Source organism: Paenibacillus hodogayensis (assembly GCF_039536325.1).
Taxonomy (GTDB): domain Bacteria; phylum Bacillota; class Bacilli; order Paenibacillales; family NBRC-103111; genus Paenibacillus_AB; species Paenibacillus_AB hodogayensis.
The window spans coordinates 50017-74233 of record NZ_BAAAYO010000005.1; the positions used below are offsets into that span (position 1 = coordinate 50017).

General features: G+C 56.3%; 18 protein-coding genes. All 18 read left to right on the plus strand.

Annotation, left to right across the window (positions count from 1 at the left end):
* Window positions 1–49 precede the first annotated feature (49 nt).
* The 18 genes from ABD796_RS09705 (at window position 50) to ABD796_RS09790 (ending at window position 24025) form a co-directional block, all read left to right on the plus strand.
* Window positions 50–574, plus strand: coding sequence for an ADP-heptose synthase (locus ABD796_RS09705; protein WP_344906571.1), 525 nt, complete (start codon window positions 50–52; stop codon window positions 572–574).
* Between the two features lie 303 nt (window positions 575–877).
* A complete protein-coding gene (locus ABD796_RS09710) occupies window positions 878–1696 on the plus strand; it encodes a squalene/phytoene synthase family protein (RefSeq protein WP_344907418.1) in 819 nt (272 codons plus the stop codon).
* Window positions 1697–1958: 262 nt separating this feature from the next.
* Window positions 1959–3668, plus strand: coding sequence for a hypothetical protein (locus tag ABD796_RS09715; RefSeq protein ID WP_344906574.1), 1710 nt, complete (start codon window positions 1959–1961; stop codon window positions 3666–3668).
* Between the two features lie 232 nt (window positions 3669–3900).
* Window positions 3901–5715 carry a translation elongation factor 4 gene (gene lepA / locus ABD796_RS09720; protein ID WP_344906577.1) on the plus strand — a complete coding sequence of 605 codons (1815 nt, stop codon included), beginning with the start codon at window positions 3901–3903 and terminating at the stop codon, window positions 5713–5715.
* A gap of 40 nt (window positions 5716–5755) precedes the next feature.
* Window positions 5756–6952: a radical SAM family heme chaperone HemW gene (gene hemW, locus ABD796_RS09725; RefSeq protein WP_344906580.1), complete on the plus strand. Its 1197-nt coding sequence runs from the start codon at window positions 5756–5758 to the stop codon at window positions 6950–6952.
* A 152-nt stretch (window positions 6953–7104) separates the two neighbouring features.
* Complete coding sequence (locus tag ABD796_RS09730) at window positions 7105–8085, plus strand: LacI family DNA-binding transcriptional regulator (protein WP_344906583.1); 981 nt, start codon at window positions 7105–7107, stop codon at window positions 8083–8085.
* 609 nt (window positions 8086–8694) lie between these two features.
* Entirely contained in the window at window positions 8695–10035 is a 1341-nt protein-coding gene (locus ABD796_RS09735; RefSeq protein ID WP_344906586.1) for an ABC transporter substrate-binding protein, read from the plus strand.
* Between the two features lie 36 nt (window positions 10036–10071).
* Window positions 10072–11427: an ABC transporter substrate-binding protein gene (locus ABD796_RS09740; protein WP_344906589.1), complete on the plus strand. Its 1356-nt coding sequence runs from the start codon at window positions 10072–10074 to the stop codon at window positions 11425–11427.
* 29 nt (window positions 11428–11456) lie between these two features.
* The gene (locus ABD796_RS09745) at window positions 11457–13535 is read left to right on the plus strand and encodes a glycosyl hydrolase family 28-related protein (RefSeq protein ID WP_344906592.1); all 2079 of its coding nucleotides are present in this window, start codon (window positions 11457–11459) and stop codon (window positions 13533–13535) included.
* Between the two features lie 159 nt (window positions 13536–13694).
* Window positions 13695–15635: an alpha/beta hydrolase family protein gene (locus ABD796_RS09750; protein WP_344906595.1), complete on the plus strand. Its 1941-nt coding sequence runs from the start codon at window positions 13695–13697 to the stop codon at window positions 15633–15635.
* A 213-nt stretch (window positions 15636–15848) separates the two neighbouring features.
* Entirely contained in the window at window positions 15849–16310 is a 462-nt protein-coding gene (locus ABD796_RS09755; protein ID WP_344906598.1) for an N-acetyltransferase, read from the plus strand.
* Window positions 16311–16418: 108 nt separating this feature from the next.
* Complete coding sequence (gene hrcA, locus ABD796_RS09760; protein ID WP_344906601.1) at window positions 16419–17444, plus strand: heat-inducible transcriptional repressor HrcA; 1026 nt, start codon at window positions 16419–16421, stop codon at window positions 17442–17444.
* A gap of 42 nt (window positions 17445–17486) precedes the next feature.
* Window positions 17487–19013 (plus strand): TCP-1/cpn60 chaperonin family protein, encoded by a 1527-nt coding sequence (locus ABD796_RS09765; protein ID WP_344906603.1) that lies wholly within the window; start codon window positions 17487–17489, stop codon window positions 19011–19013.
* A 39-nt stretch (window positions 19014–19052) separates the two neighbouring features.
* Window positions 19053–19643, plus strand: coding sequence for a nucleotide exchange factor GrpE (grpE, locus tag ABD796_RS09770; protein ID WP_344906605.1), 591 nt, complete (start codon window positions 19053–19055; stop codon window positions 19641–19643).
* 97 nt (window positions 19644–19740) lie between these two features.
* Entirely contained in the window at window positions 19741–21585 is a 1845-nt protein-coding gene (dnaK, locus tag ABD796_RS09775; protein WP_344906607.1) for a molecular chaperone DnaK, read from the plus strand.
* Between the two features lie 156 nt (window positions 21586–21741).
* A complete protein-coding gene (dnaJ, locus tag ABD796_RS09780; protein WP_344906610.1) occupies window positions 21742–22866 on the plus strand; it encodes a molecular chaperone DnaJ in 1125 nt (374 codons plus the stop codon).
* Between the two features lie 610 nt (window positions 22867–23476).
* Complete coding sequence (locus ABD796_RS09785; protein WP_344906613.1) at window positions 23477–23635, plus strand: YfhD family protein; 159 nt, start codon at window positions 23477–23479, stop codon at window positions 23633–23635.
* A gap of 18 nt (window positions 23636–23653) precedes the next feature.
* The gene (locus tag ABD796_RS09790) at window positions 23654–24025 is read left to right on the plus strand and encodes a hypothetical protein (protein ID WP_344906616.1); all 372 of its coding nucleotides are present in this window, start codon (window positions 23654–23656) and stop codon (window positions 24023–24025) included.
* Window positions 24026–24217: the final 192 nt, after the last annotated feature.

Below are 24217 nucleotides of genomic sequence, written 5' to 3' on the forward strand. Positions count from 1 at the left end.
TGCTTATTGAAGAAAGCTTTGCTTCGCAAAGCCCGAAGGAGGAATCAAGATGAGCCGGCGCTTTGTCATCGAAGCCGTCCTGGTTGCCGTATACGGTCAACTGCTGGTGCCGGGCCGTCCCGTGGAGTATTTGGTCCCGTATTCCACCATTCAGGAGCTGTACGAAATGAGAGACAGCGACGAACCCGTCATGCCCGAGCAGGACGACGATGCCCATGTGAAACAAAAAATTAACGAGCTGATTGCGTTTTTCGAGGAATCGTTCAACCGCAAAAAGATCGAGCGCGCCCTGCAAATGCCGTGGAAGAAAAGCCCGCCGCTGCTTGTCAACGACGAGGTGACGTTCACGGTCGTGTACTCAATCGACAACGCCCACTACGGAGAAACGTTCGATCCCGTGGAGACGGAGCTGATCTTGACCGCGCTGCATGAGAAGGCGCCGATCGTCACGGACCAGCTGGAGTTTCTTGACAAGGTGATCGACGGGGAAGTACCCGTTCAAACATACGACGTCGAGGATTTCGAATTTGCGCTGGATGAGCAATTGACGGAAGAAGACTGGAAGTCGATCTGAGATTCCGGAAAAGCCCAAGACGCCTTCAACCGTCAAGCAGCGGTTCGAAGGCGTAATTGGCGTTGCGGAATAATGGGATTCACGGAATATTCATCAAATGTTCATGTAACGGTGACATATTCGCCGCCAAATGGGGTAAAAACATTGAAAGTAGTAGAAGGATTGTGATACTTTTTGAATAAGGCAGTTCGTTTCGGGAGCGGAAAGTAAAGAATGTTGCGGTTGTCCGCCTTCTGATGGAGCAAAGATAGTCGGAACGACTGTATCATAAATGAATACATTTGGAGCGGGCAACTAGTGAAAATGATGAATGAGCTGACAAAAGATGCGATGAATATGCTGGCCTCCACGAGCAGAACGTTTTTAATTCCGATCAGCGGGCTCGTTGCGGGCTTGAAGGAGGCCGTTGCTTCGGCTTATCTTTGCATGCGCGCGATTGACGAGGTGGAGGATCACCCGAATTTGCCGCGGGACGTTAAGATGGAGCTGTTAACCGGCATTAGCGGGACCGTGGAGCAACCGTCGAGAAGAGATGCGCTACAGTCTTTATTCGAGCCGTACAAAGAAACGCTGCATGAGGTTACTTTGCGCTTGAGCGACTGGATCGATCTGTGCCCGAATACGACTGTCGACCGCGTTCTGCAAGGCACGGCGCAGATGGCGGAGCAGATGGCGGAATGGGTAGGAAGAAATTGGAAGATCGAAACCGAAGAAGATTTGGACTATTATACGTATTGCGTGGCCGGAGCCGTCGGCGAGCTGCTGACGGATTTGTGGAAGTGGTATGACGGGACGGAGACGGATCGCGAGAAAGCCGTCGCTTTCGGCCGCACGCTTCAAGCCGTGAATATTGTTCTCAACCGCAAAGAAGATCAGGCGAGAGGCGTCACCTTTTTTCCCGACGGCTGGGGCATGGAGGAGATGGGGGCGTATATCCGCAAAAATATGGAGCAGGCCGACGCTTACTTGGCGGAAATTCCGCCCGGGCCGATTTATCGGTTTTGCAGCATTCCTCTCGCGCTCGCCCGCGGTTCGCTGAAAGCGGTGGCAGCGGGAAGCAAGCTGAAAAGAGCCGATGTGCTGGCTATTGTTAACCGGGTGACCGGGGCGTTGAAATCTTAAACGGTATAGAAATGAAACGGGACATGAGGGAGCCAAGCGCAATGGCTCCCTTTTTGGCGCGGGTAAATCCATTTATGTTGTCTACTATAATATTGTTGACAATAACTCATCCCTCATTTATTCTTAAACAAATGAAAGCGTTATTACGCATTTTGCAAGATTCTACTTCGGTCATTTTTGCGATTTCACCGGTAGATATGAACAAGAAGATCGCCGAAGCAAAAGCGATGCTTTAGAAGCGTACCTAGAAGGGGGCGATAACGTGAATGCATGGTTGTTGTTGGAGTGCCGCTGCGTCTGTCCGGAGGCGGCAGAGGCGGCGCGAATCGCCGCCGAGCGGTTCGGCGAACTTGAGACGGCCGGAGAAGCTATGCCTTTTCGCTTGACGTTCGCCGAACGCGACACGGAAGGATACGTGCTGGACGTGACGGCTCCGCTGGAAGCCACGATCGGCGCCAAGCGGAGCAGAAACTTCATAGCCGGGCTGGGGGAACTGCTCAACCGCTTGCTCGCTGCGGCGGATTGCGGGGAGGAAGGCTCCGTCCGCGTCACGCCCGGCTTGGCAGCCGGATTATGGGAAGAGGTTCCGCAAATCCGGGACCGCGTTCATTACATGCCGGGCCACTTCGGCAACTCGTTCGAAGTATGCTGGAGCGGAGAGATGCGGCGATACTTGGAAGATCTCGCTTTGGCAGGAGCGAGCGGCTATGGGGATTGGTTCGACCCCAACGATATGCCGGACCCTTACAATCCGCACGTTTACCATAGCACGTCGATGTTCTTGTGGCGCCGCAAAAAAGAATGGCTCGCTTACAGTCAGCAGCTCGGTTTGGATAACGTGCTGGTCGTTACCCCGAATATCGGGTACACCGACCAGATGCGGCCGGAATGGGTCGGCGTCCGCGATCACAAGCTGCGCGTGCAGGGTCAGGTGCTATGTCCGTCCAACCGGGCCGCCCGTGAAGTCATCCTGGGCAATCAGCAGCGGTTGTTCGAGGATTTGCGCCGTTCCGGCATTCAAATCGCCAAAATCGTCTGCGCGCCGTATGACGACGGCGGCTGCGGCTGTGCCGCATGCCAGCCCTATTATCCGGTCTTTCTGCAGCTGGTGCGCGATGTGTATGAAACCGTAAGTCCGTTGTATCCCGAATTGAAGGTAGATATATGCGGTTGGTGGACGTCAGAGGAAGAAAGCCGTCAATTGCAGGATTTGACGGAAGGTGCGGCCCGGGACTGGTTCGGGGCTTTTCAGTACAGTGCTTCCTACGGGGTATTCGCTTTACCGGACGATATTCGAAGCAAGGTTGGCGGCATGGCTTTGGGCTGCTTCTTGCATATCGGCTTTTCGCATGACCGGAGGGATGTTTATACGAAGACGGGCATACATAGCGCATCGCGGCGCATTCAGTCGGTGTTGCGGTCTTTCGCCGCTGCGGATTGCCGGGGCTTTATGACCTACAACGAATCGTTTGGTGATCATTTCAATGCATTTGCCGCCGGTTTGCTGGGCTGGAATACGGAGCGGGATGTGCGCGAAATTGCCGAGTTTTATGGCAGAATGATGTACCGGCTCCGCGGCGCGGCTCTCCGAAAGCTTGTCGACGTGCTGCTGGAGATGGAGATGCTCGATGGATCGCGGGCCGACGAATGGACGGCAGCCTTGCGTGCCGTCGAGCCGGAAGTGCGCACGCACGAATGGCAGGAATGGGCGTTCGGCCATTTGTACCTGAAAGCCGAGCTGATGCGACTGGACGAAATTATCGGAGAGGAACCCGGCGAATCGGCGGTTGCGGCGATGAAGGAACGGCTGCGCTTAACGGAAAGGCTATGGCGCCGGGTATACGGCTTCGGGGTATTGCGTCACATTCTGATTCCCGAGCGGATGCTGCCGGACTGGTACAAGACGTACCGCGAGCTGGAATCGGCGGGCGAGGGTGTTATCCGGAGCGGAGTAATGGCGGATGACGCGTAGCTAAGTTATTTGGCCGATCGGAACGTCAAGGCGATTCCGAAGTTCATGTTGGATGGAGGCCCGTCGACGGGCATTCGCAGGCAAAACGCTTCCCTTGCCGCTTCAATAGCGGTGACGGGGGCGTTTTTGCACATCGTCCGGGACCTGATCCATCTTTCGGCAGCCTCCATTGAAGCGCGTGCCCTATATTTGATATAATGGAGTGTAATGCGCGAAAATCGGGAGGGTCAACATGCCGCAAAGCACGGACAAACAAAGCATGATACGCAATTTCAGCATCATCGCCCATATCGATCACGGCAAATCGACACTTGCCGACCGTATATTGGAATTTACCGGAGCGCTGTCCTCGCGGGAGATGCAGGAGCAGGTGCTCGACCAGATGGACCTGGAACGCGAGCGGGGCATCACGATCAAGCTGCAGGCGGTACGGCTCGCTTATCGGGCTGACGACGGCAACGAATATATATTGAACCTGATCGACACGCCGGGACACGTCGACTTCACTTATGAAGTGTCCCGCAGTCTCGCAGCCTGCGAAGGAGCGCTGCTCGTCGTGGATGCTGCCCAAGGGATCGAAGCCCAGACGCTGGCCAACGTGTATTTGGCGCTCGACAACAACCTGGAGATTTTGCCGGTCATCAATAAAATCGATCTGCCCAGCGCGGAGCCGGAGCGGGTGAAGCAGGAGATCGAAGACGTCATCGGTCTCGATGCCAGCGAAGCGGTGCTCGCTTCGGCTAAAGCCGGAATCGGCATCAAGGACATTCTCGAGCAGGTCGTGAAGAAGGTGCCTCCTCCGGGAGGGGATCGCGACAAGCCGCTCAAGGCGCTTATTTTCGACTCCCACTACGATGCGTACAAAGGCGTAATCGTCTACGTGCGCGTAATCGACGGCACGATGCGCAAAGGAACGCCGATCCGCTTCATGGCGACCGGCGCGGAGTTCGAGGTTATCGAAGTCGGAGCGTTCAAGCCGCGCATGACGGTCGTGGACGAGCTGACCGTAGGCGATGTAGGTTTCGTCGTCGCGGGCATCAAGAACGTGAAGGACACGCGCGTCGGCGATACGATTACCGACTCCCGCAATCCGGCACTGGAGCCGCTGCCAGGCTACCGGAGAATCAACCCGATGGTCTACTGCGGGCTGTACCCGATCGATACGGCGGACTACAACGATCTGCGCGAGGCGCTGGAGAAGCTGGAGCTGAACGACGCTTCCTTGCGCTACGAGCCGGAGACGTCCACGGCGCTCGGCTTCGGCTTCCGCTGCGGCTTTCTCGGCTTGCTGCACATGGAGATCATCCAGGAGCGGATCGAGCGCGAGTTCAACATACCGCTTATTACGACGGCGCCGAGCGTTATTTTCCGGGTCACGCTGACAAGCGGCGAAACGCTGCTTATCGACAATCCGTCCAACTACCCGGAAACCGGGCGGATCGATTTCGTCGAGGAGCCTTACGTCAAAGCGTCGATTATCGTGCCCAAAGACTATGTCGGCGCGATCATGGAGCTGTGCCAAGGCAAGCGCGGCGAATTCATCAATATGGAATATCTCGATGCGACGCGGGTGACGCTCATCTATGACGTGCCTTTGTCGGAAATCGTATACGACTTCTTCGACCAGCTCAAATCGAGCACGAAGGGCTACGCTTCGTTCGACTACGAGGTGTCCGGCTACCGCCAGTCCAGTCTGGTCAAGATGGATATTTTGCTGAACGGGGAGCAGGTCGATGCGCTTTCGTTCATCGTGCACCGCGACCGGGCTTACAACCGTGGACGCATCATTTGCGAGAAGCTGAAGGATATCATTCCCCGGCAAATGTTTGAGGTGCCGATTCAGGCTGCGGTCGGCCAGAAGGTGGTCGCCCGGGAAACGATCAAGGCGATGCGCAAAAACGTCTTGGCCAAATGCTACGGCGGCGACATTTCGCGGAAACGGAAGCTGCTGGAGAAGCAGAAGGAAGGCAAGAAGCGGATGAAGCAGGTCGGCAACGTCGAGGTGCCTCAGGAAGCGTTCATGGCCGTGCTGAAAATCGACGAATAAAGCCGCAGGCGGCGAAGACGACGGAAAGGACTGAGCGCCCATGACGCACAACGAGGCAAGCGAGCAAACAGGCGCCGGCGGGCGGCCCGACTACAAACAGGCCCCGCCGAAAGCCGTCTATATTCACATTCCGTTCTGCACGAACAAGTGCCATTATTGCGACTTCAACTCGTACGTCGTGCAGGGACAGCCGGTCATGGACTACTTGCGCGCGCTGGAGCGGGAGATGGAGCTGACGGTCGAACGGATGCCTGCGGAACGGATCGAGTCGATTTTTATCGGCGGAGGAACGCCGACCGTATTGACTCCGGAGCAGATGCGCTATTTTCTCGGCACGGTGCAGACGTATTTCGCCGATCGCCTGGCGGATTGCGAGATTACGATGGAAGCGAATCCGGGGACGACCGATCCGGATAAGCTGGCGGCGATGCGCGAGGGCGGCATCAACCGGATCAGCTTCGGCGTGCAGTCGTTCGACGACAAGCTGCTGGCCGGCATCGGCCGCATCCACAGCACGGACGACGTCTACCGAAGCATCGAGAACGCCCGCCGCGCCGGTTTCGGCAATTTGTCCATCGATCTGATGCTCGGGCTTCCGAATCAGACGGTCGAGGCGATGAACGCCACGCTCGATGCGGCGCTCGGGCTCGGACTGGAGCATATGTCCGCCTACAGCTTGAAGATCGAGGAGAACACGCTGTTCCATACGCTTTATCATAAGAACAAGCTGCCGCTGCCCGACGAGGACGACGAGCTGGAGATGTATCTGACCGTCATGCGCCGCATGAAGGAGGCTGGCTACATCCAGTACGAGATCAGCAATTTCGCCAAGCCGGGCAAGGAAAGCCGGCACAACAAGGCGTACTGGCGCAATCTGGCCTATTACGGCCTTGGCGCCGGAGCTCACGGCTACGCGAACGGGGAACGTCATTTCAATATCAAGGGCGTTCAAGCCTATATCGACGCCTGCCGAAACGGTCTGCCGGTCAAGGAGACGCACCGGGTCAGCCGCCGGGAGGCAATGGAGGATTTCATGATGGTCGGGCTGCGCCTGTTGTCCGGCGTACGCAAGGAAGCGTTCCGCAACCAGTTCGGCGTCTCCATCGAGGAGCCGTTCGGAGACAAGCTGGATCGGCTGCTGGGGCTGAACATGCTGATCGCCGACGATGTCGGCTACCGGCTGTCGGAACAGGGCTTGTTGTTCGGCAACGACGTGTTTGGAACGTTTTTGGAATAAAACAGCTTCAGGCAAATATGTTCAAACGATCCCGCTCTCTTCCGTTTGGAGAGGGATCGTTTTTTTATGTCGGCAAAAATAGATTGACAGAAAAGCAAACGTTTGTGTAATGTAAAGCTATTAAGAAGAAATTGAGGGTTGAGGGCTGAAGGATGATCACGATCAAGGATATCGCCAAGCAGGCCGGCGTTACATACGGGACCGTCTCCAGGGCGTTAAATGACGAACCGGGGGTCAGCGAGAAAACAAGGGCCAAAATACGCGCGATCGCCGAACAGATGAATTATGTGCCGAATTTGGCGGCAAAGCGGATGGTGGATCGTTCTGCGAATTGCATCGGCATCATTTGGCCGAAATTCGAAGGCTTGTTTTTTTACCGCCTAAGCGAACGGATTCAACAGGAGGCGTCCGGACGCGGATACAGAATTATGCTTTCGGTGGCTGAGCCGGAGGACGCCCTAGCCTCTTTTCAGGAACATTTTATCGACAAAGTGATCCATTGGGTGTATGCGGAGGAGACTGCATCGTTTGCGGCGGCAAAGCAATCGTTTCACGGAACCATTTTGGAGGTTGGGTACCGGCCCAACGGGCATACGTTTTGTTTGGAAATCGACCGGAAAGGCGCAGTTTGCAAAGCTGTGCGGCATTTGGCCGAATTGGGACACCGACGGATCGCTTTTTTGGGGGCGAGAACCGACAAATTGGTCGGCTATACGCAAGGACTCGTCGACTTTGATCTGGAGTACAGCCCCGACGATATTGTGATTACCAAACCTTCCGATCCGCGGATGGAGCACAAAATAGCAGCGTTTTTGGACAAAACGCACCCAGACAGAGCGACGGCCCTCATTGTCGATTCCCAAGGCCTCATGTTCGAATTCGCTAAAATGGCCAATGCGGCGAACGTGCGTATTCCGGATCAATTGTCTTTGGTCTGCTACGATGACGTGCCCGAGCTTCACAGCATGCTGCCTGTGCCGATTACGACGGTCGGGCCGAATGTGGACGCGCTTGCACGCCGCCTGATGGATACGATTACAGAGCAGGATGGTCGGGAAAGCGACCGATTCGAACAGATCGTGGAAAGCGTACTGACAGTCCGTCAGTCGACCCAGGCGCCCTCACCTCCGTAACGGGCGCTTGTTATCTTGGCAGAGGACGCAGCAAACGGGAGAGAAATTTTTTTTGCGAAAAAAACAAACGTTTGTGTTATAAATAGAGGAAAATCGCTTGTTTTTAAGAATAACGTTTGTTAATCGATGAAGGGGGGGCGATGCTGTGGCATAAACTCATCGGAATGAATGGTACGTGCTGTAACGCCGGTTTGCCGGGACTCGGAATGGTTATGAGACGGCAATAAATCAGCGGATTTCAAAGCCTAGATCAAGCTCGTGATGCGGTGGCGAACACGGAGCAGTTGGAAGCCTATCGCCTGCATATGCGAGAGCCTGCTGCTTTCCGAAATCGGCGCCCTGCCGCCCCGGCACACGCCGCTTCGCCCGGTCACGAACGGAATTGAAAAGCGAGACGGGTATCGCATCAAGAAAGTCATTTTTCAATCCATGCCTGGCATGTATGTGACCGCGCACCTGTATATTCCGGACGACATGTGTGCGTTCGGAGTATTACGACAACACCGGCATCGGCGAATATGTATTGCCCGGCATGCTGCGGCATTGCGATTTGCCTGATTGGCGCGGATGGCGGACATAAGGATCCTATCAATCAAGGGGGAAATCACGATGCTTGCCCAAAAAATGACCGGAATTGCTTTAACCCTTGCGCTCGCCGCGGTAACGGCCGCCTGCGGCCGCGAAGCTTCGCCACAACAAAGCGCCGGAACCGATGACGCCGCGCGGGAAGCGGTAAAAAAAGCGGCGGAAGGTCCCGCAGAAATCGTCTTTTACACGTCCAACGGGGACTCCGAAGAAAACTTCAACCGATTGTACGGCGACGCGCTGCGCAAGAAGTTTCCGCAATACACGATCAAATACATTTTGAGCGGCGCCAAGGGCCAGTCGTTGGACACGCTGCTCGCTTCCAAAACCCGGTTCGACGTCTTCATGCAAGGTCCGGGATTCTTCGAATCGCAAGCCTATCCCGCCAGCATCCAGTACGACATGTCGGCTCTGATCAAGACGCATCAGCTCGATTTGAACAGGCTGGACCAAGCGTCCGTCGAGTACGTCAAGCAAAGCTCGGATGGCAAAGCTTATTTTTTGCCCATCCAGTTGGAAGGCATGGTGCTTTATTACAACAAGTCGTTGTTTGACAAATTCGGCATCCCCTACCCTTCCGACGGGATGACGTGGGAGCAGATGTGGGACAAGGCGAAGCAGCTGACGCGCAAGGAGGGCGGGGTGCAATATTTCGGCTTCGGTACCAACACCAGTACGATTCAAGGCATGAACCCGCTTTCCATTCCGCTCGCCGATCCGAAGACGGATACGCCGACGATCAACAAGGATGAACGGTGGAAACGCTTCTACGACTATTTCTACGAGCAGCCGAACAAAATACCGGGCTATCAGGATGCGATTCAGGCGACCAAAGGCTTCCCTACCCTCGATATGTTCGTCAAAGACCAGACCGTAGCGATGTTCGCCTACCAATCCGGGCTGATCAACGTTTGGGAGGAGCAGTTGAAAGCGTTGAATTGGGATATAGTCGCGCTTCCGCCATTGCCCGGACAGCCGGGAGTCGGCAGTATGGCGACACCGAAGCTGTTCGGGATTACGTCCATGGCCAAGGATAAGGATGCAGCGATGATTGCCATCCAGTATTTGCTGTCCGACGAACACCAGAAGGAGCTGGCACGCAAAGGCATCGCGCCGATCGTCACGTCCGATGCGGTCAAAAAGGAGCTGGGCAAAAACTCCGTATACAAGGACCGCAACTGGAATGCGCTCGTCCAATACAAGTTCGCTCCGCTTGCCCTCAGACCGGTTTACTACTCGCAGCTTAATGCGATTTACCAGAAGCATTTCATAGCGACCTTCCTCGGACAAACCGATCTGAACAGCGCGCTGCGCGCCGCCGAGGAAGAAGCGGTCAAAGCAATCGCCGAGTTCAAGAATAAATAAACGAGAGTACAGCCTATAATGGGGGAGGGATTCGCCATGCGGATGAAAAGTTTTATTTGCCTGATTATTATGGTTGCTGCCGCAGCCGGATTGTCCGCCTGCGGCAAAGGCTCCGATGTCGAGGGGACAGGGGCAGCCGGCAATACTGCAGGAGACCGCCGGAACAAAAGCAGTGGTGGAAATGCGGACAAACCGGATACGGAACCTGCGGAGCTGATCTTTTTTTCGGAAAACGGCATGTCCGCGAACATATTCGACCAGAACTACGGAGACGCGATACGCAAGGCTTTTCCCGCTTATACGATCAAGTACATACAAAAGGGCAATGGCACGTCGATGGATGATCTGATTGCCGCAGGAACCCGAATAGACATTTACCTCGATTCGATCGGCAATTACGAAAGCAGGCTGATCGGCCACAAGCTGGAATTCGATATGACGGATTCGATCAAACAGTATGGCATCGATCTGAGTCTGCTCGAGCCGACGGTTGTCGAGGCGGTTAAACAGGCGTCCGGTGGCAAAATGTATGGCTTGCCCGTTGTAAGCAGCAATTTGGCGCTTTTCTACAACCAGGACATTTTCGATGCATTCAGCGTTCCTTATCCGAAAGCGGACATGACCTGGGACGAGGTGCTCGAGCTGGCCAAAAAAATGACCCGTATGGACGGCGGCAAGCAGTACTACGGGTTCGCGGCCAATAATGCAATGGTCAATTTGAGTTCGTTGTCGATTCAGCATGCGGATTTGAATACAAGCTTGCCGACGATCCAGACGGATGAACGGTGGCGCCGGCTGTTCGACACGGTATTTGTCCGGCCGGCCCAGATGGCCGGGTATCGCGAAGGCATGCGTGCGCTTAAGGATTTGCCGGGTCTGAATCAGTTCGCGAAAGAACAAAACCTCGCCATGCTCGTTTATTTGAATACGCTTCCAACTTCCGTCCCGACGGAATTGAAGACGATGAAGTGGGACATTTTGCCGCTGCCGGTTTTCCCCGATATGCCTGGAGTTGGCAGTCAATTGGCGTCGACCTACTTCGGACTGACCTCACAGACGAAAAACAAAGATGCCGCCATGAAAGTGCTGAAATATATGGTGTCGGAAACGTATCAAAATCATATAGCCGGCAAAGGACTTATTCCGGTTCTCAATACGGATGCAGTCAGGCAGCGGCTCGGTCGGGATACTGGGTTCGGGGACAAAAACTATGCCGCTTTCCTGCAAAACAAGCCTGCGCCGATTGCTCCCAAAACGGAATATGACGCCAAGCTGGTGTCGGTGTACCGGAAACAAATTTTTCCCCTTGCTGTCGGAGATATCGACATGAACACCGCATTTCGTGCGGCGGAGGAAGAAGCGGTCAAAGTGATTGCCGAGAGCAGGCAATAAACACTATTTGAAATGGAAGAGGTGCGAGAATGGGAGAAAATACGCAATCGAAACCTGCGATCAGCCGCAGAAAGCTGCTGGCTTCGATGGGCATGGCGGCAGTCGCGCTCGGATCAGGCGGTATGATGCAGGCGAGTCAGCTGCAGGGCGAAGGGACCGTAACCGGATACGTATACGGCAATGAATGTCCGACCGATATGCCGATTTGCTCAGTCACCCGGTTCGGCGCCATAGGAGACGGCAGTACGGACTGCACGGCTGCCATTCAAAAAGCAATCGATTGCTTAAGCGATAAGGGTGGCGGGATGGTTTTCATTCCGTACGGCGTCTATATGCTGACCGGACCGCTTCAAATGAAAAGCGGCGTAGTTCTGCAGGGCGAGGGAGCTCGTACCGTTTTGAAAGCGTCGCAAACGTCAGGCTGGAACGAAAGCTATCGGGCGATGGTGGAACTGGTCGGAACGGCGGGGGCGGAAGTGCGCGATCTTGTACTGGACCAGCATGGGTCGGGCAGAAATCCGCTTGAGCATCGCATCAGCTATACGATGCTGGTCAACGATGCGGAAGATTGCACGATCGAAAACGTCCTGTTCAGGGATGCCGGTTACGACAGTGGCTACGGACGCCCGTCGGGTCCAGTACTGCTCCTGTCTGCTAAGGATAACGGCGATACGAGTACAGGTACGGGCGGCGGTGTCGGAGGATGCCGCAATATCCAGATCGTACGCTGCTCGTTCGTCCAGAAGGGGACAGCTGGAGTCGGGTTTTGTATCCGTTTGCATTCTGATTGGCTGCAGATGAAGCCGACATTCGAGCATCATTTGGAGCAGGTCGTCATCGACTCTTGCCGCTTCGAGGGCGAGTTTTCCTGGAATGTCATCGAATTGGCGGGCGGCGCGACCCGGTACAATAAAATCGTCAATTGTCATTTTGAGGGGAAGACATTGACCTCGATCGATTTCGACAAGGGCACGCATCATAATGTAGCTTCCAATAATACAATATGCGGCGGCGGTAAGCCGGATATGTATGTAACGGATACGACGACGCGTCTCGCCTGCATCAATGTGCACGGTACGGGGGAAGACGGACAAATTTACTATACCCATTCCAATTCGGTCGTGAACAATTTTATAAGCGACTGCGGCAACGTTGCGGCGAAGGACAGCTACGAAGCCGCGATCGGCGTGGAATACGCGCATAATACGATTATTAGCGGCAATGTAGTCCACAACATCAACGACGGTTTAGTCGGCGGCGGCATCTATATCGGTAAAGACGTGACGAGCTGTTCCATCCACCATAACCAGATCCGGGGTGTACGCAACGGGATTTTCATGAACGCCAACGGTTCGGCCACGAATGACCTGAAGCTGATCGGAAACGAGGTACAGGCGTTGAACTACGCGGCAAACCTGACTATGAAGCCTGGCGGGGGCAAAGGTTTCCTTCTGCTTGGCAACAGCTTCCGGACGGAGGGAACCACCAATCCGTGCGTAGCCGGGGGGGTAAATTCGCTGCGCGAGCCGTTGTTTGCGTTCAATCAATTCGAAGGCGGGGCTACCGGGCTTTCCTTGGCATATCCGAATTCCTTGGCGATTGGCAACGTGATTCGCGATACGCAACGATCGATCCGGACCTATCAGAGGGCCGTTCTGGTCGGGAACGTTTCCGTCGACGCGCAATTGGAGGACCTCCTTGTCACGTCGGGAGAGCCCCAGCCTATGCTGCTTGGCAACAGGTTTACGAATCCCGCGAATGTGCTCGCGCCTGTCGTCACCTACGGCGCGGCGATCCCGAACGATGGCAACCGGTGGTCGCAGCGGGATATTGTTTATCATACGAATCCGATACCCGGGGGAGAAATCGGCTGGGTATGCGTAGCCGGCGGATATGCGTCCACGGCAGCTTGGGCGCCTTCCACATCGTACGCAGCAGGTGCGATCGCATACGCTGCGGATCGCGTATACAAATGTACGGTCGCGGGCGTCTCCGCCATCTCTGCGCCCGGGCATACTTCCGGAATCGCCGCCAATGGCACGGCGAAATTTCAATACATTGGAACAGGGTTGGCTGCATTTAAAACGTTTGGCTCCATCCAGACTTGAATCGAAAGCGATAATGGGACAAACAGGGACCTTGACTGACGAGGTCTCTGTTTCGCGCTTCGTTTCACGGAACATATGGTTGTGGATCATCATTGCCCAGCGCCCTATAATAGTCTTAAAGATTGTATCGAATCAAACGGTAAAAGGACGGATGAAGAGATGCATATGAAAACGTATTTGAATCAGGCGGCTAAGGCCGCGTCGGATAGAGCTTTGCCTGTTTTTCGCACGGCGGCGGATTTTGAGCGCTGGCGCAAGGACCGGCAGCGGAGATTTCACGAAATGCTTGGCATTGACGTCTATTTGGCGGAAGAACGCACCCCCATGCATGTGAGGATCACGGGTTCGGTCGATTGCGGGACGCACCGGATCGACAAACTGCACTATCAGAGCTTGCCCGGACTGTATGTTGCAGCCAACCTGTACATACCGGCCGCCTTGACAGCTCCGGCTCCGGGTGTGCTGTATTTGTGCGGACACCACCAGACGCAGAAAGTCAATTACCAGGAGCATGCGCGCCGCTTTGCCCAGGAAGGCTTCGTGACGCTTGTATTGGATACGATCCAGCTTGGCGAAGTACAGGGCGTTCACCACGGCACTTACTCACGCGGCAATTTCGATTGGGTCAGCAGAGGGTATACGCCGGCTGCGGCGGAGGTGTGGAACGCCATTCGCGGTCTTGACCTGCTTGGCGAACTCGATGAGGTGGACGAGCGGCGGCTCGGCGTAACCGGGCATTCAGGCGGAGGAAGCATCAGCTGGTGGACCGCTTGCGCCGACGACCGAGTCAAGGCAATGGCCTCATCGTCGGGAACCGGGGATCTCGCCTCGCATATCCGCGAACGGACGCTCGATTACCATTGCGACTGCAACTTTCCGAACAATGCCGACGGCTGGTCGTCGGCGGAAAGCTACGCCCTGGCGGCTCCCCGGCCGGTGCTGATCGTGGCGCCCGACCGCGACCGCGTATTCCGGATCGATGCGGTGCGGCAAGTGTACGAGAAGTTGAAGGAGTTGTACGTGAATCTGGGCGCCGGCGACAAGATCGATCTGTTGGCGTTTCGTGAGCAGCACATGTATACCCCGGCATCGCGAAAACGAATTTTTAGCTGGTTTTTGACCCATTTGGCGGGCAGGCCGACGACAACTGACGAAGCTGCCGATTTCGACGGCGTGAAGCTTCCGGAGGAGCAGTTGCTTGTGTTCAAGGGCCAGCCACCCGCCGACGATCGGTCGACGACCGTGCAAAATTGGCTGATCCGGCTGCCGGAGCCGACGGACATCCGGTCGGCCGACCAGCTTGCCGCCGAGAAAACGCGGCTGCTTGTCGGCGTTCGCAAGGAATGCTTCGGCGCGTTTCCGGAACAGCCGCTGCCGCTTGCGGTGGAGCTGGAACAGGAATATTGGAACGGAGACAGCTTCTCGCGCAAATTTTCGTTTGCGTCCGAGGGGGAGTGGCGATTGAATGGAGAGCTTCGCGGCCGAGCGAACGACTCCATACGGCCTGCCGCGGTTTGTTTGCGGCAATCGTCTCATCGGAAGGAAGAGGAGCCGTTCCGCAGCCTGGCCGGCTTGAAGGGTGAATGGATCAAAGCCCGCATCGACGTACGGGGGACGGGCGATACGGCTTGGGGAACGGAGCTGAACTGGCATATTCGCCGGGCTGCAGCGCTTATCGGCCAAACCGTCGCGGCGATGCGGGTATGGGACGCGCTGCGTGGCTTGGAGGCCGTTCGCCTGATGCCAGAGGTCGACCGGGACCGCATTTTGCTGGCGGGAGCAGGAGAGATGGCCGTCGTTGCGCTTCTGGCGGTATTACTCGACGGAAGCGTCTCCACCCTCGTGTTGGAGGACATGCCGTCCAGCTTTACGCGCGCCGACGATCCGGAACGACTGGGAGAAGGCTATGAGGTCGTCAATATGTTGCGCCACGCGGATTTGCCCCAACTGGCGGCGATGCTGTGGCCGACGACGATCATTGTGACCGGGAAGCGCTGGGAGGGCTACGAATGGACCGAACGCGCGTATGCCCGGTTGGGCGAGCCGGGACGAATCCAGTTCCGTACCGATTTGAATGTTTGGTCGGCCGGTGCCGAATAAATTTCCAATTGTTTAAAGGATTGGCGTTTTATCGAAGGCACCGGCTCCTTCCCCAAAATTTGCGCGGACGGCCGAAGAGAAGGAATGAAGGGTGAGCGTCGCGCTCTCCCTTTTCTCCATGCAAAATTTCCGCGCTGCCCAAGATTGTTCTTGAAACGCGCGTGCGCTTGTTGTATATTTATTCATATTATTGAATAACGGGTGGGAAGTGCGATGACAGTAACTTGCAGAAGAGCGACACCGGACGACGTCGACTCGCTCTATGACATCATTCAATCTTATGCGGAAAAAGGAATTATGCTGCCGCGCTCGAAGGAAGCGCTCGGCCGCCATATCGATACGTTCGTGATCGCGGAATACGAAGGCCGGTTCGTCGGCTGCGGCTCGCTGTTCCGGCTCGGCCAAGATCTGGTGGAAATTCGCTCCCTCGGCGTAAGCGACGGGTACAAGGGACAAGGGATCGGCCGCAAGCTGGTCGACTTCCTGACCGGCGAGGCGAGAGAGCAGGAAATTCCGAAAATTATGGCCCTTACCTACGAGGTGGCGTTTTTCGAGAAAAACGGGTTTGAGGTCGTCCAAAAGGAAATATTCCCGGAGAAGGTTTGGACGGATTGCATCCATTGCAAAAAGCAGCATAATTGCGACGAAATAGCCGTGTTGAAGCGCCTTGACTGACTTGACAAGGGGCTTTTCTTTTTGGTATTTTTGTAATAAGGTTTAGCACTCCTTTCGATTGAGTGCTAACGGCTCGCTTGAAGCTTGGAATTTAAAGGAGGTCCGTGCATGTTATCTGAACGTCAAAAATTGATTTTGAGCACCATTGTCGACGACTACATTCGTTCAGCCGAGCCTGTCGGGTCACGGACGATTTCCAAGCGGAGCGATGTCGGGTTCAGTCCGGCTACGATCCGCAATGAAATGTCGGATCTGGAGGAGCTCGGATTTCTGGAGCAGCCTCACACCTCGGCGGGACGCATCCCTTCACATAAAGGCTACCGCTATTACGTGGACCATCTGGTTAAGCTGGGAAGCTTGTCCGTCAAGGAACTGGACGTCTTGAAGCTGTTTTTCGCCGAAAGGCTGCAAGAGATGGAGCATATGATTCAGCACGTGGCGACGGTGCTGTCGAGCCTGACGAACTATACGTCGATCGTGCTTGGCCCGGAGCTGCTGAATACGACGCTGAAGCATTTGCAGATCGTGCCGCTGAACGATACGTCGGCCGTAGCGATCATCGTGACCAACACCGGACATGTGGAAAACAAAATCATTGCCATCCCCGAAGGCATGCCCGTCGGCGAGCTGGAACGAATCGTGAACCTGATGAACGCCCGGCTATCCGGGGTGCCGCTTATTCATTTCAAGTCCAGACTGCACAGCGAAGTGAGCTCCGAGCTGGGCAAATACGTGTCGAAGTACGAGGAATTGACCCGCATGATCGAGAGCACGCTGCAAAGCGACGAGGAGGACCGCATCTTCGTCAGCGGTTCGACGAACATGCTGACGCAGCCCGAGTTCAAGGATGTCGACAAGGTCAAGGGCATCCTCGATCTGTTCGACGAAGCCCATACGCTCGTCAAGCTGTTCTCGGCCGCCCCGCGGGGCATTCAGGTGCGCATCGGCACGGAAAACAGCGTCGAAGCGATTAATAACTGCAGTTTAATAACGGCATCCTATTCCATAGACGGACAATTGCTCGGAACGGTCGGCATTCTCGGACCTACGAGAATGGAATATGGGAAAGTGATCAGCCTGCTGGACCATTTATCGAAAGATATGGCTCTGATGATGGCCCGCTGGTACAAATAAGGCGGGTTAGACAGGCTGACTTGCGAAAGAGGTAGGAACGCTATGAGCCAAGCGAAGCATGAGGGAGAAGAACGTCACGCCGCCCTGTTGAACAACGCCGCGGCCATCCGGGCGATCTGCTCGGCCGTGGAAGGCACGCTCGGCCCTAAGGGGCTCGACACGATGCTGGTCGGGGCGCGCGGAGAAGTGCTGGTGACGAACGACGGGGCCACCATTTTGGAGAAGATGGACGTCTCGCATCCGGCCGCCCGCATGCTCGTGCAGGTGGCACGATCGCAGCAGGAGCAGATCGGCGACGGCACGACGACGGCCACCGTGCTCGCCGGCGCTCTCGTATCCGAAGGCGTCGCCCAAGTCGTGAAGGGTGTTCCCGTCGCCAAGGTCGTGCAAGGCATTACGGACGGAGTCGGCTTCGCCTCAGAGCGGATGCTGGCCCGCTCGCGCACCGTGAACGGCCCGGACGATCCGATCCTGTACCGGATCGCGTTCGTTGCGGGACGCGAGCATGGCGATATCGCCGAGCTCGTCGTGGAAGCGGCGGTCCGGCTCGGGCAGGAAAGGCTGCTCGCCGACGGCTTTCGGTTCGCCGACCTGGTCTCTTCGCACGAAAGGCAGTCCAGCGAAGTATGGCCGGGGCTACTGTTGGAGCAGAAGCCGTTCCAAGCGCAGCAGTTTGAGGAAGCACTGGCGGATTCGGCCGTCCTTGTGTTGTACGACTCGCTGGAGCCGGAGAAGCTGGAGGAAGAGGCGCTCGTTACGGAAGCCGGCTTTCAGACCTTTATGAAGCTGAAGGAACGGTTCGCCGGCCATCTTCGCAAGCTGCTCGCCTTGAACGTGCGGCTGGTGGCGCTCGATCGAGGAGCCGATCCCGAAGCGGAGCAGTTTTGCGCCGACCACGGCATCATGCTGCTGCAGCGGGTGCCCAAGCGCGAGCTGGAACGGCTGTGCGAGCATACCGGGGCGAGGCCGGCTAGACGGTCCGCGCTCGGCAAGCCGGAGGCGGAGCTGGCGGCCTATACCGGCCGCTGCGCCACGCTGCTGTACGATACGCGCATCCGGCGGGTCCGGGTGGCCGGCGGAGCGGGCAAGCCGACCGCCACCGTGCTGGTCGGCGCGAGCACACGCGAGGTGGTCGGCGAGCGGGCGCGCATCGCCCAGGACGCCGCCGCCGCTGTCCAGGCGGCCATACGCGGCGGGTATTTGCCCGGAGGCGGCTCGGTCGAAGTGGCGATCGCCCACGAGCTGGAGCGTTATCGCGAGACCGTCGCCGGTCTGGAGGCGTTCGGCGTCGAGGCGGTGGCCCAGGCGCTGCGCAAGCCGCTCGCCCAGATGGCCCAGAACGCCGGCTTCAATCCCCTGGAAAAGGTCGAGGCCGTCAAGGCGGCGCAGCTGGCGGAGCAGTCGGACAGGCACGGCATCGATTGCGACACCGGCCATGTGGCCGATTGTTTGGCGAGCGGAGTCATCGACCCGACTCCGGTGAAGATGCACGCTTTGCGGGCTGCCGGAGAAGTGGCGGCAGCGGTGCTGCGCATTCATACGGTTATTAAAATGAAATCCGACGATTGAAATAAAAAGCTGTTTTCGACGATGATGGAGGTGTACGGTGTGACCGAACAAGAGAAGCGTCAAGCGACTCTCGAGCAGGAAGAGGAAGTGAAGCAAGGCGAAGAGAACGTTGCGGAAGAAACCGTCAGCGGTGAAGCCGAAGCGTCCGAATCGGCAGACAATTCAAAAGAGGCGGAAGCCGAGGGCGAACTGGCGGAGCAGCGCAAGCTGGCCGACGAGCATTACCAGCGCTACTTGCGTACGCAGGCCGATTTTGACAATTTCCGCCGCCGGTCGCGTCAGGAGAAGGAAGATTTCGCGAAATACGCTTCCGCGAAGCTGATCGAGCAACTGCTGCCGATCGTCGACAACTTCGAAAGAGCGCTGGCCGTGTCCAAAGACAGCAGCGACTCCGAAGCGCTCCTCAAGGGCGTAGACATGATTTACCGGCAGCTCGATCAAGTGCTGGCCCAAGAAGGTCTGAAGCGGATCGAATCGGTCGGCGCTCCGTTCAATCCCGAATTCCATCAGGCGATTATGCAGGTGGAATCCGAGGAGCATGAAGAGGGCATCGTTTTGGAAGAGATGCAAACCGGTTATATATTGAAGGACAAGGTTTTGCGTCCGGCGATGGTCAAAGTAAGCGGCTGATTCGCGCCGGATTTCCCCCGAAGACGATCATGCGTTTTCGATATCGGGTATAGGACATATCAAACGGTTCACGACAACCTTTAGGAGGGTATTGAATATGAGTAAAGTAATCGGAATCGACCTCGGCACGACAAACTCTTGCGTAGCGGTTATGGAAGGCGGCGAGGCGGTCGTCATTCCCAACGTGGAAGGAAACCGGACGACTCCTTCTGTCGTAGGCTTCAAGAAAGACGGCGAGCGCGTCGTCGGTGAAACGGCCAAGCGCCAGGCGATCACGAACCCGGACCGCACGATCATCTCGATCAAGCGCCATATGGGCACAAACCACAAGGAAAAGATCGACGACAACAATTACTCGGCACAAGAGATTTCGGCGATGATTTTGCAAAAGCTGAAAGCCGATGCCGAAGCGTACCTGGGATCGACCGTTTCGCAAGCCGTTATTACCGTTCCGGCCTACTTTAACGACAGCCAGCGTCAAGCGACGAAGGATGCGGGCAAAATCGCTGGTCTGGAAGTGCTCCGGATCGTCAACGAGCCGACGGCTGCCGCGCTTGCTTACGGCCTTGACAAGCAGGACACGAACCAGACGATTCTCGTATACGACCTTGGCGGCGGCACGTTCGACGTCTCGATCCTCGAGCTCGGCGACGGCATCTTCGAAGTAAAAGCGACGAGCGGGGACAACCGTCTTGGCGGCGACGACTTTGACCAAGTCGTTATGGATCACCTCGTAGCCGAATTCAAAAAAGAGCACGGCATTGACCTGAGCAAGGACAAGGCGGCCGTTCAACGTTTGAAGGATGCGGCCGAGAAAGCGAAGAAAGAGCTGTCCACCGTACTGACGACGACGATCTCGCTGCCGTTTATTACGGTTGTAGACGGCGTACCGCAGCACTTGGAGTTGAGCCTGACCCGCGCCAAGTTTGAAGAAATTTCCGCGCAACTGGTAGAGCGTACGCTCGGCCCTACGCGTCAAGCGCTCAGCGATTCCGGGCTTTCGACCAACGAAATCAACAAGGTCGTGCTCGTCGGCGGCTCCACGCGGATTCCGGCCGTACAGGAAGCGATCAAGAAGTTGATCGGCAAAGAGCCGCACAAAGGCGTTAACCCGGACGAAGTCGTGGCGCTCGGCGCGGCGATTCAAGCGGGCGTCCTGACGGGCGACGTCAAAGACGTCGTGCTGCTCGACGTTACTCCGCTGTCGCTCGGCATCGAGACGGCCGGCGGCGTGTTCACGAAGATGATCGACCGCAATACGACGATCCCGACAAGCAAATCGCAAGTGTACTCGACCTACGCGGACAGCCAGACAAGCGTGGAAATTCACGTGCTGCAAGGCGAGCGCTCCATGGCCGCCGACAATAAAACGCTGGGTCGGTTTATGCTCGGCGACATTCCTCCGGCTCCGCGCGGCGTACCGCAAATCGAAGTTACGTTCGATATCGACGCCAACGGCATCGTGAACGTATCCGCTCTCGATAAAGGAACCGGCAAAAGCCAAAAAATTACGATTACGTCCTCGAGCGGCTTGAGCGACGAGGAAATCGATAAAATGATGAAGGACGCCGAGGCGCATGCCGAAGAAGACCGCAAGCGCAAGGATCTGGTCGAAGCGCGCAATCAGGCCGATCAGCTGATCTACACCGTCGACAAAACGGTCAAAGATCTCGGCGACAAGGTCGACCAAGCGGAAATCGACAAAGCCAATGCGGCCAAGGAAGAACTGAAAAAGGCGCTGGAAGGCAACGACCTCGAAACGATCACGAAAGCGACCGAATCGTTGTCCGAAATCGTTCAGCAGCTGTCCGTCAAGCTGTACGAGCAAGCGGCTCAAGACGCGCAAGCTCAACAGGGCGGAGCGGAAGCCGGCGGCTCGGAAGGTCCTAAGCGGGATAACGTCGTCGACGCCGACTACGAAGTCGTGGACGACAAGAAGTAAGCTGTTCGGACGAAGGCGAGCGAACATTTCGTCTAAGGTCAAAGCCAGGGCTATCCTTGGCTTTGACTTTCGTTTTGCAATAGCGGCTATATCGATGCGGGCTGCGAAGAAAAATACGCCCCTTTTTCGGGGCGAAGTTTTGGGGGAGGTGGAACGGTGAGCAACCGGGATTTATATGAAGTGCTCGGAGTCGGCAAGGACGCCTCCGAGGACGATATCAAGAAGGCGTACCGCCGATTGGCCCGCCAGTACCATCCGGACGTGAACAAGGCGGATGACGCCGCCGACAAGTTCAAGGAAGCGAAGGATGCGTACGAGGTGCTGAGCGACAGCCAGAAGCGGGCCAACTACGACCGGTTCGGCACGGCCGATCCGAGTCAGGGCATGGGCGGCGGCTTCGGGGGGCAGCAGGATTTCGGCGGCTTCGGCGATATTTTCGATATGTTCTTCGGCGGGGGCGGCGGTCAGCGCCGCAATCCGAACGCGCCGCAGCGCGGGGCGGACCTGCAGTATACGATGACGATCGAATTCAAGGAAGCGGTGTTCGGCAAGGAGATGGACATCCAGATTCCGCGTACGGAAACGTGCGACAATTGTCACGGCTCCGGCGCGAAGCCGGGAACGAAACCCGAGACGTGTCAGACGTGCCGGGGCTCCGGACAGCAGGAGGTCGTACAAAATACGGCATTCGGGCGCATCGTCAACCGGCGCGTCTGTTCGACCTGCAACGGGCAAGGAACGATCGTCAAGGACAAGTGCTCGTCCTGCAACGGCGCGGGCAAGATCAAGCGTCAGCGCAAAATCCACGTGAAAATTCCGGCCGGCGTGGACGACGGCGCCCAGCTGCGCGTATCCGGCGAAGGAGAAGGCGGGACGCGCGGCGGACCCGCAGGGGATTTGTACATTGTCATCCGCGTCAAGTCGCATGATTTCTTCGAACGCGAGGGCGACGATATTTTCTGCGAAGTACCGCTTACGTTTGCCCAGGCGGCGCTCGGCGACGAGATCGAAATCCCGACGCTTTCGGAAAAAGTGAAGCTGAAAATTCCCGCCGGCACGCAAACTGGCACCTACTTCCGCCTGAAAGGCAAAGGCGTTCCGCGGCTGCGCGGCTACGGGCAGGGCGACCAGCAGGTGAAAGTCGTCGTCGTAACGCCAACGAGCCTGGACGACCAGCAGCGCGAGCTGCTCCGCGAATTCGCCAGACAAAGCGGAGAGCATACCCATGAGCAGAATAAATCGATTTTCGAACGGATGAAAAAAGCGTTTTTGGGCGACTGACACGTTTTGCCCCAGAAGACCGAAGACCGCGAACCCGGCGCTTGCGCTGCGGAGGCGGTCTTTTTCGCGTCGGATGCCTGTCACTTTGCCGAGATAGTATTCTTTCGAGCGCTACGAAGCCTCGAAAGCCGGGGAACCGGCGTATTTAGGCGGTGGAGGTTGGGATAGTGTCCGAAAGAACCTTATCCGCGCCGAATGCCTGCCACGTTGCTGAGATAGTGTTCTTTCGAGCGCTACGAAGTGTCGAAAGCCGGGAAGCCGACGTATTTTGGCGGTGGAGGCTGGGGATAGTGTCCGAAAGAACCTTATCCGTGCCGGATGCCTGTCACTTTGCTGAGATAGTGTTCTTTCGAGCGCTACGAAGCGCCGAAAGCCGGGAAACCGGCTTTGTTTCGCGCCGCACTGCTCATTTTGCCAAATGTGGCATCGACATTGATAGTGATAACCATTATCACTTGCTCGTGTTATAAGATGTAAGAATCGTTATCCTAATTTTGTACGATCGAATACGCTTCGATCCGAAGCTTTTCTTATTTGCGGGTATAACATTTCGCCGGTTTGGAAAACTGAACAAGTACAAATCCCTATGCATCCGAAGGAGGAAATGACGATGAGTTTCGTAAACGAGTCCAACTCAAACCATAACGATACCGATAACGAATGGGCCAAAAACGAGGACGTGGAGTTTTCCGAGGCGCTTGCCGACGAGGACGACCGCGAGGCGGCCGAACGGGCTGCGGCGGCAGACGAGCGTCAGCATAACGACTGAGGCGGGTGAATAGCAACAATGACGGAAAAAAACGTGTTGGCTTATTTCCATAGCTACGAGGAAGCGCAGGGGGCCGCGGCCAAGCTGAAGGCGTTGAGGATCGAAGATATGCGCGTCGATGCGATCGGCCGGTTTCCCGGAGAAGGAAGCGACCATATCGAGAATCCGATTCAGGCGGACTTCGGCGGGCTCGGCAATTTGACGCTCGGCGGCGATTTCTCCGATCCGAACGCGGCTATATTGGCGGCGGCTGATGCCAGTGCAAGCGGCATGAGCACGGGCGGCGAGGACGATACGATGGGACGAAATTACCTGCTGACGGCCGTCATGGACGAAAGCGTGCACCACCAAGCGATGCGGGTTGTACGGGAATGCGGCGGCCTGTTGTAGAAGGACATAGCTTATAGAACGAGCGAGAAGGGCGACTGCGAGCAGCCGCCTTTTTTTGCATCCGGTTTTTTGTGTTATTTATATTGACATCTTTTTAGTGCATCCTTTATTATTAATATCACTGGAGAATATAAATTGAAAAACAACATAATTTCTTTAAAAATAACCTGAAATCCATTAAATATCGTGTTA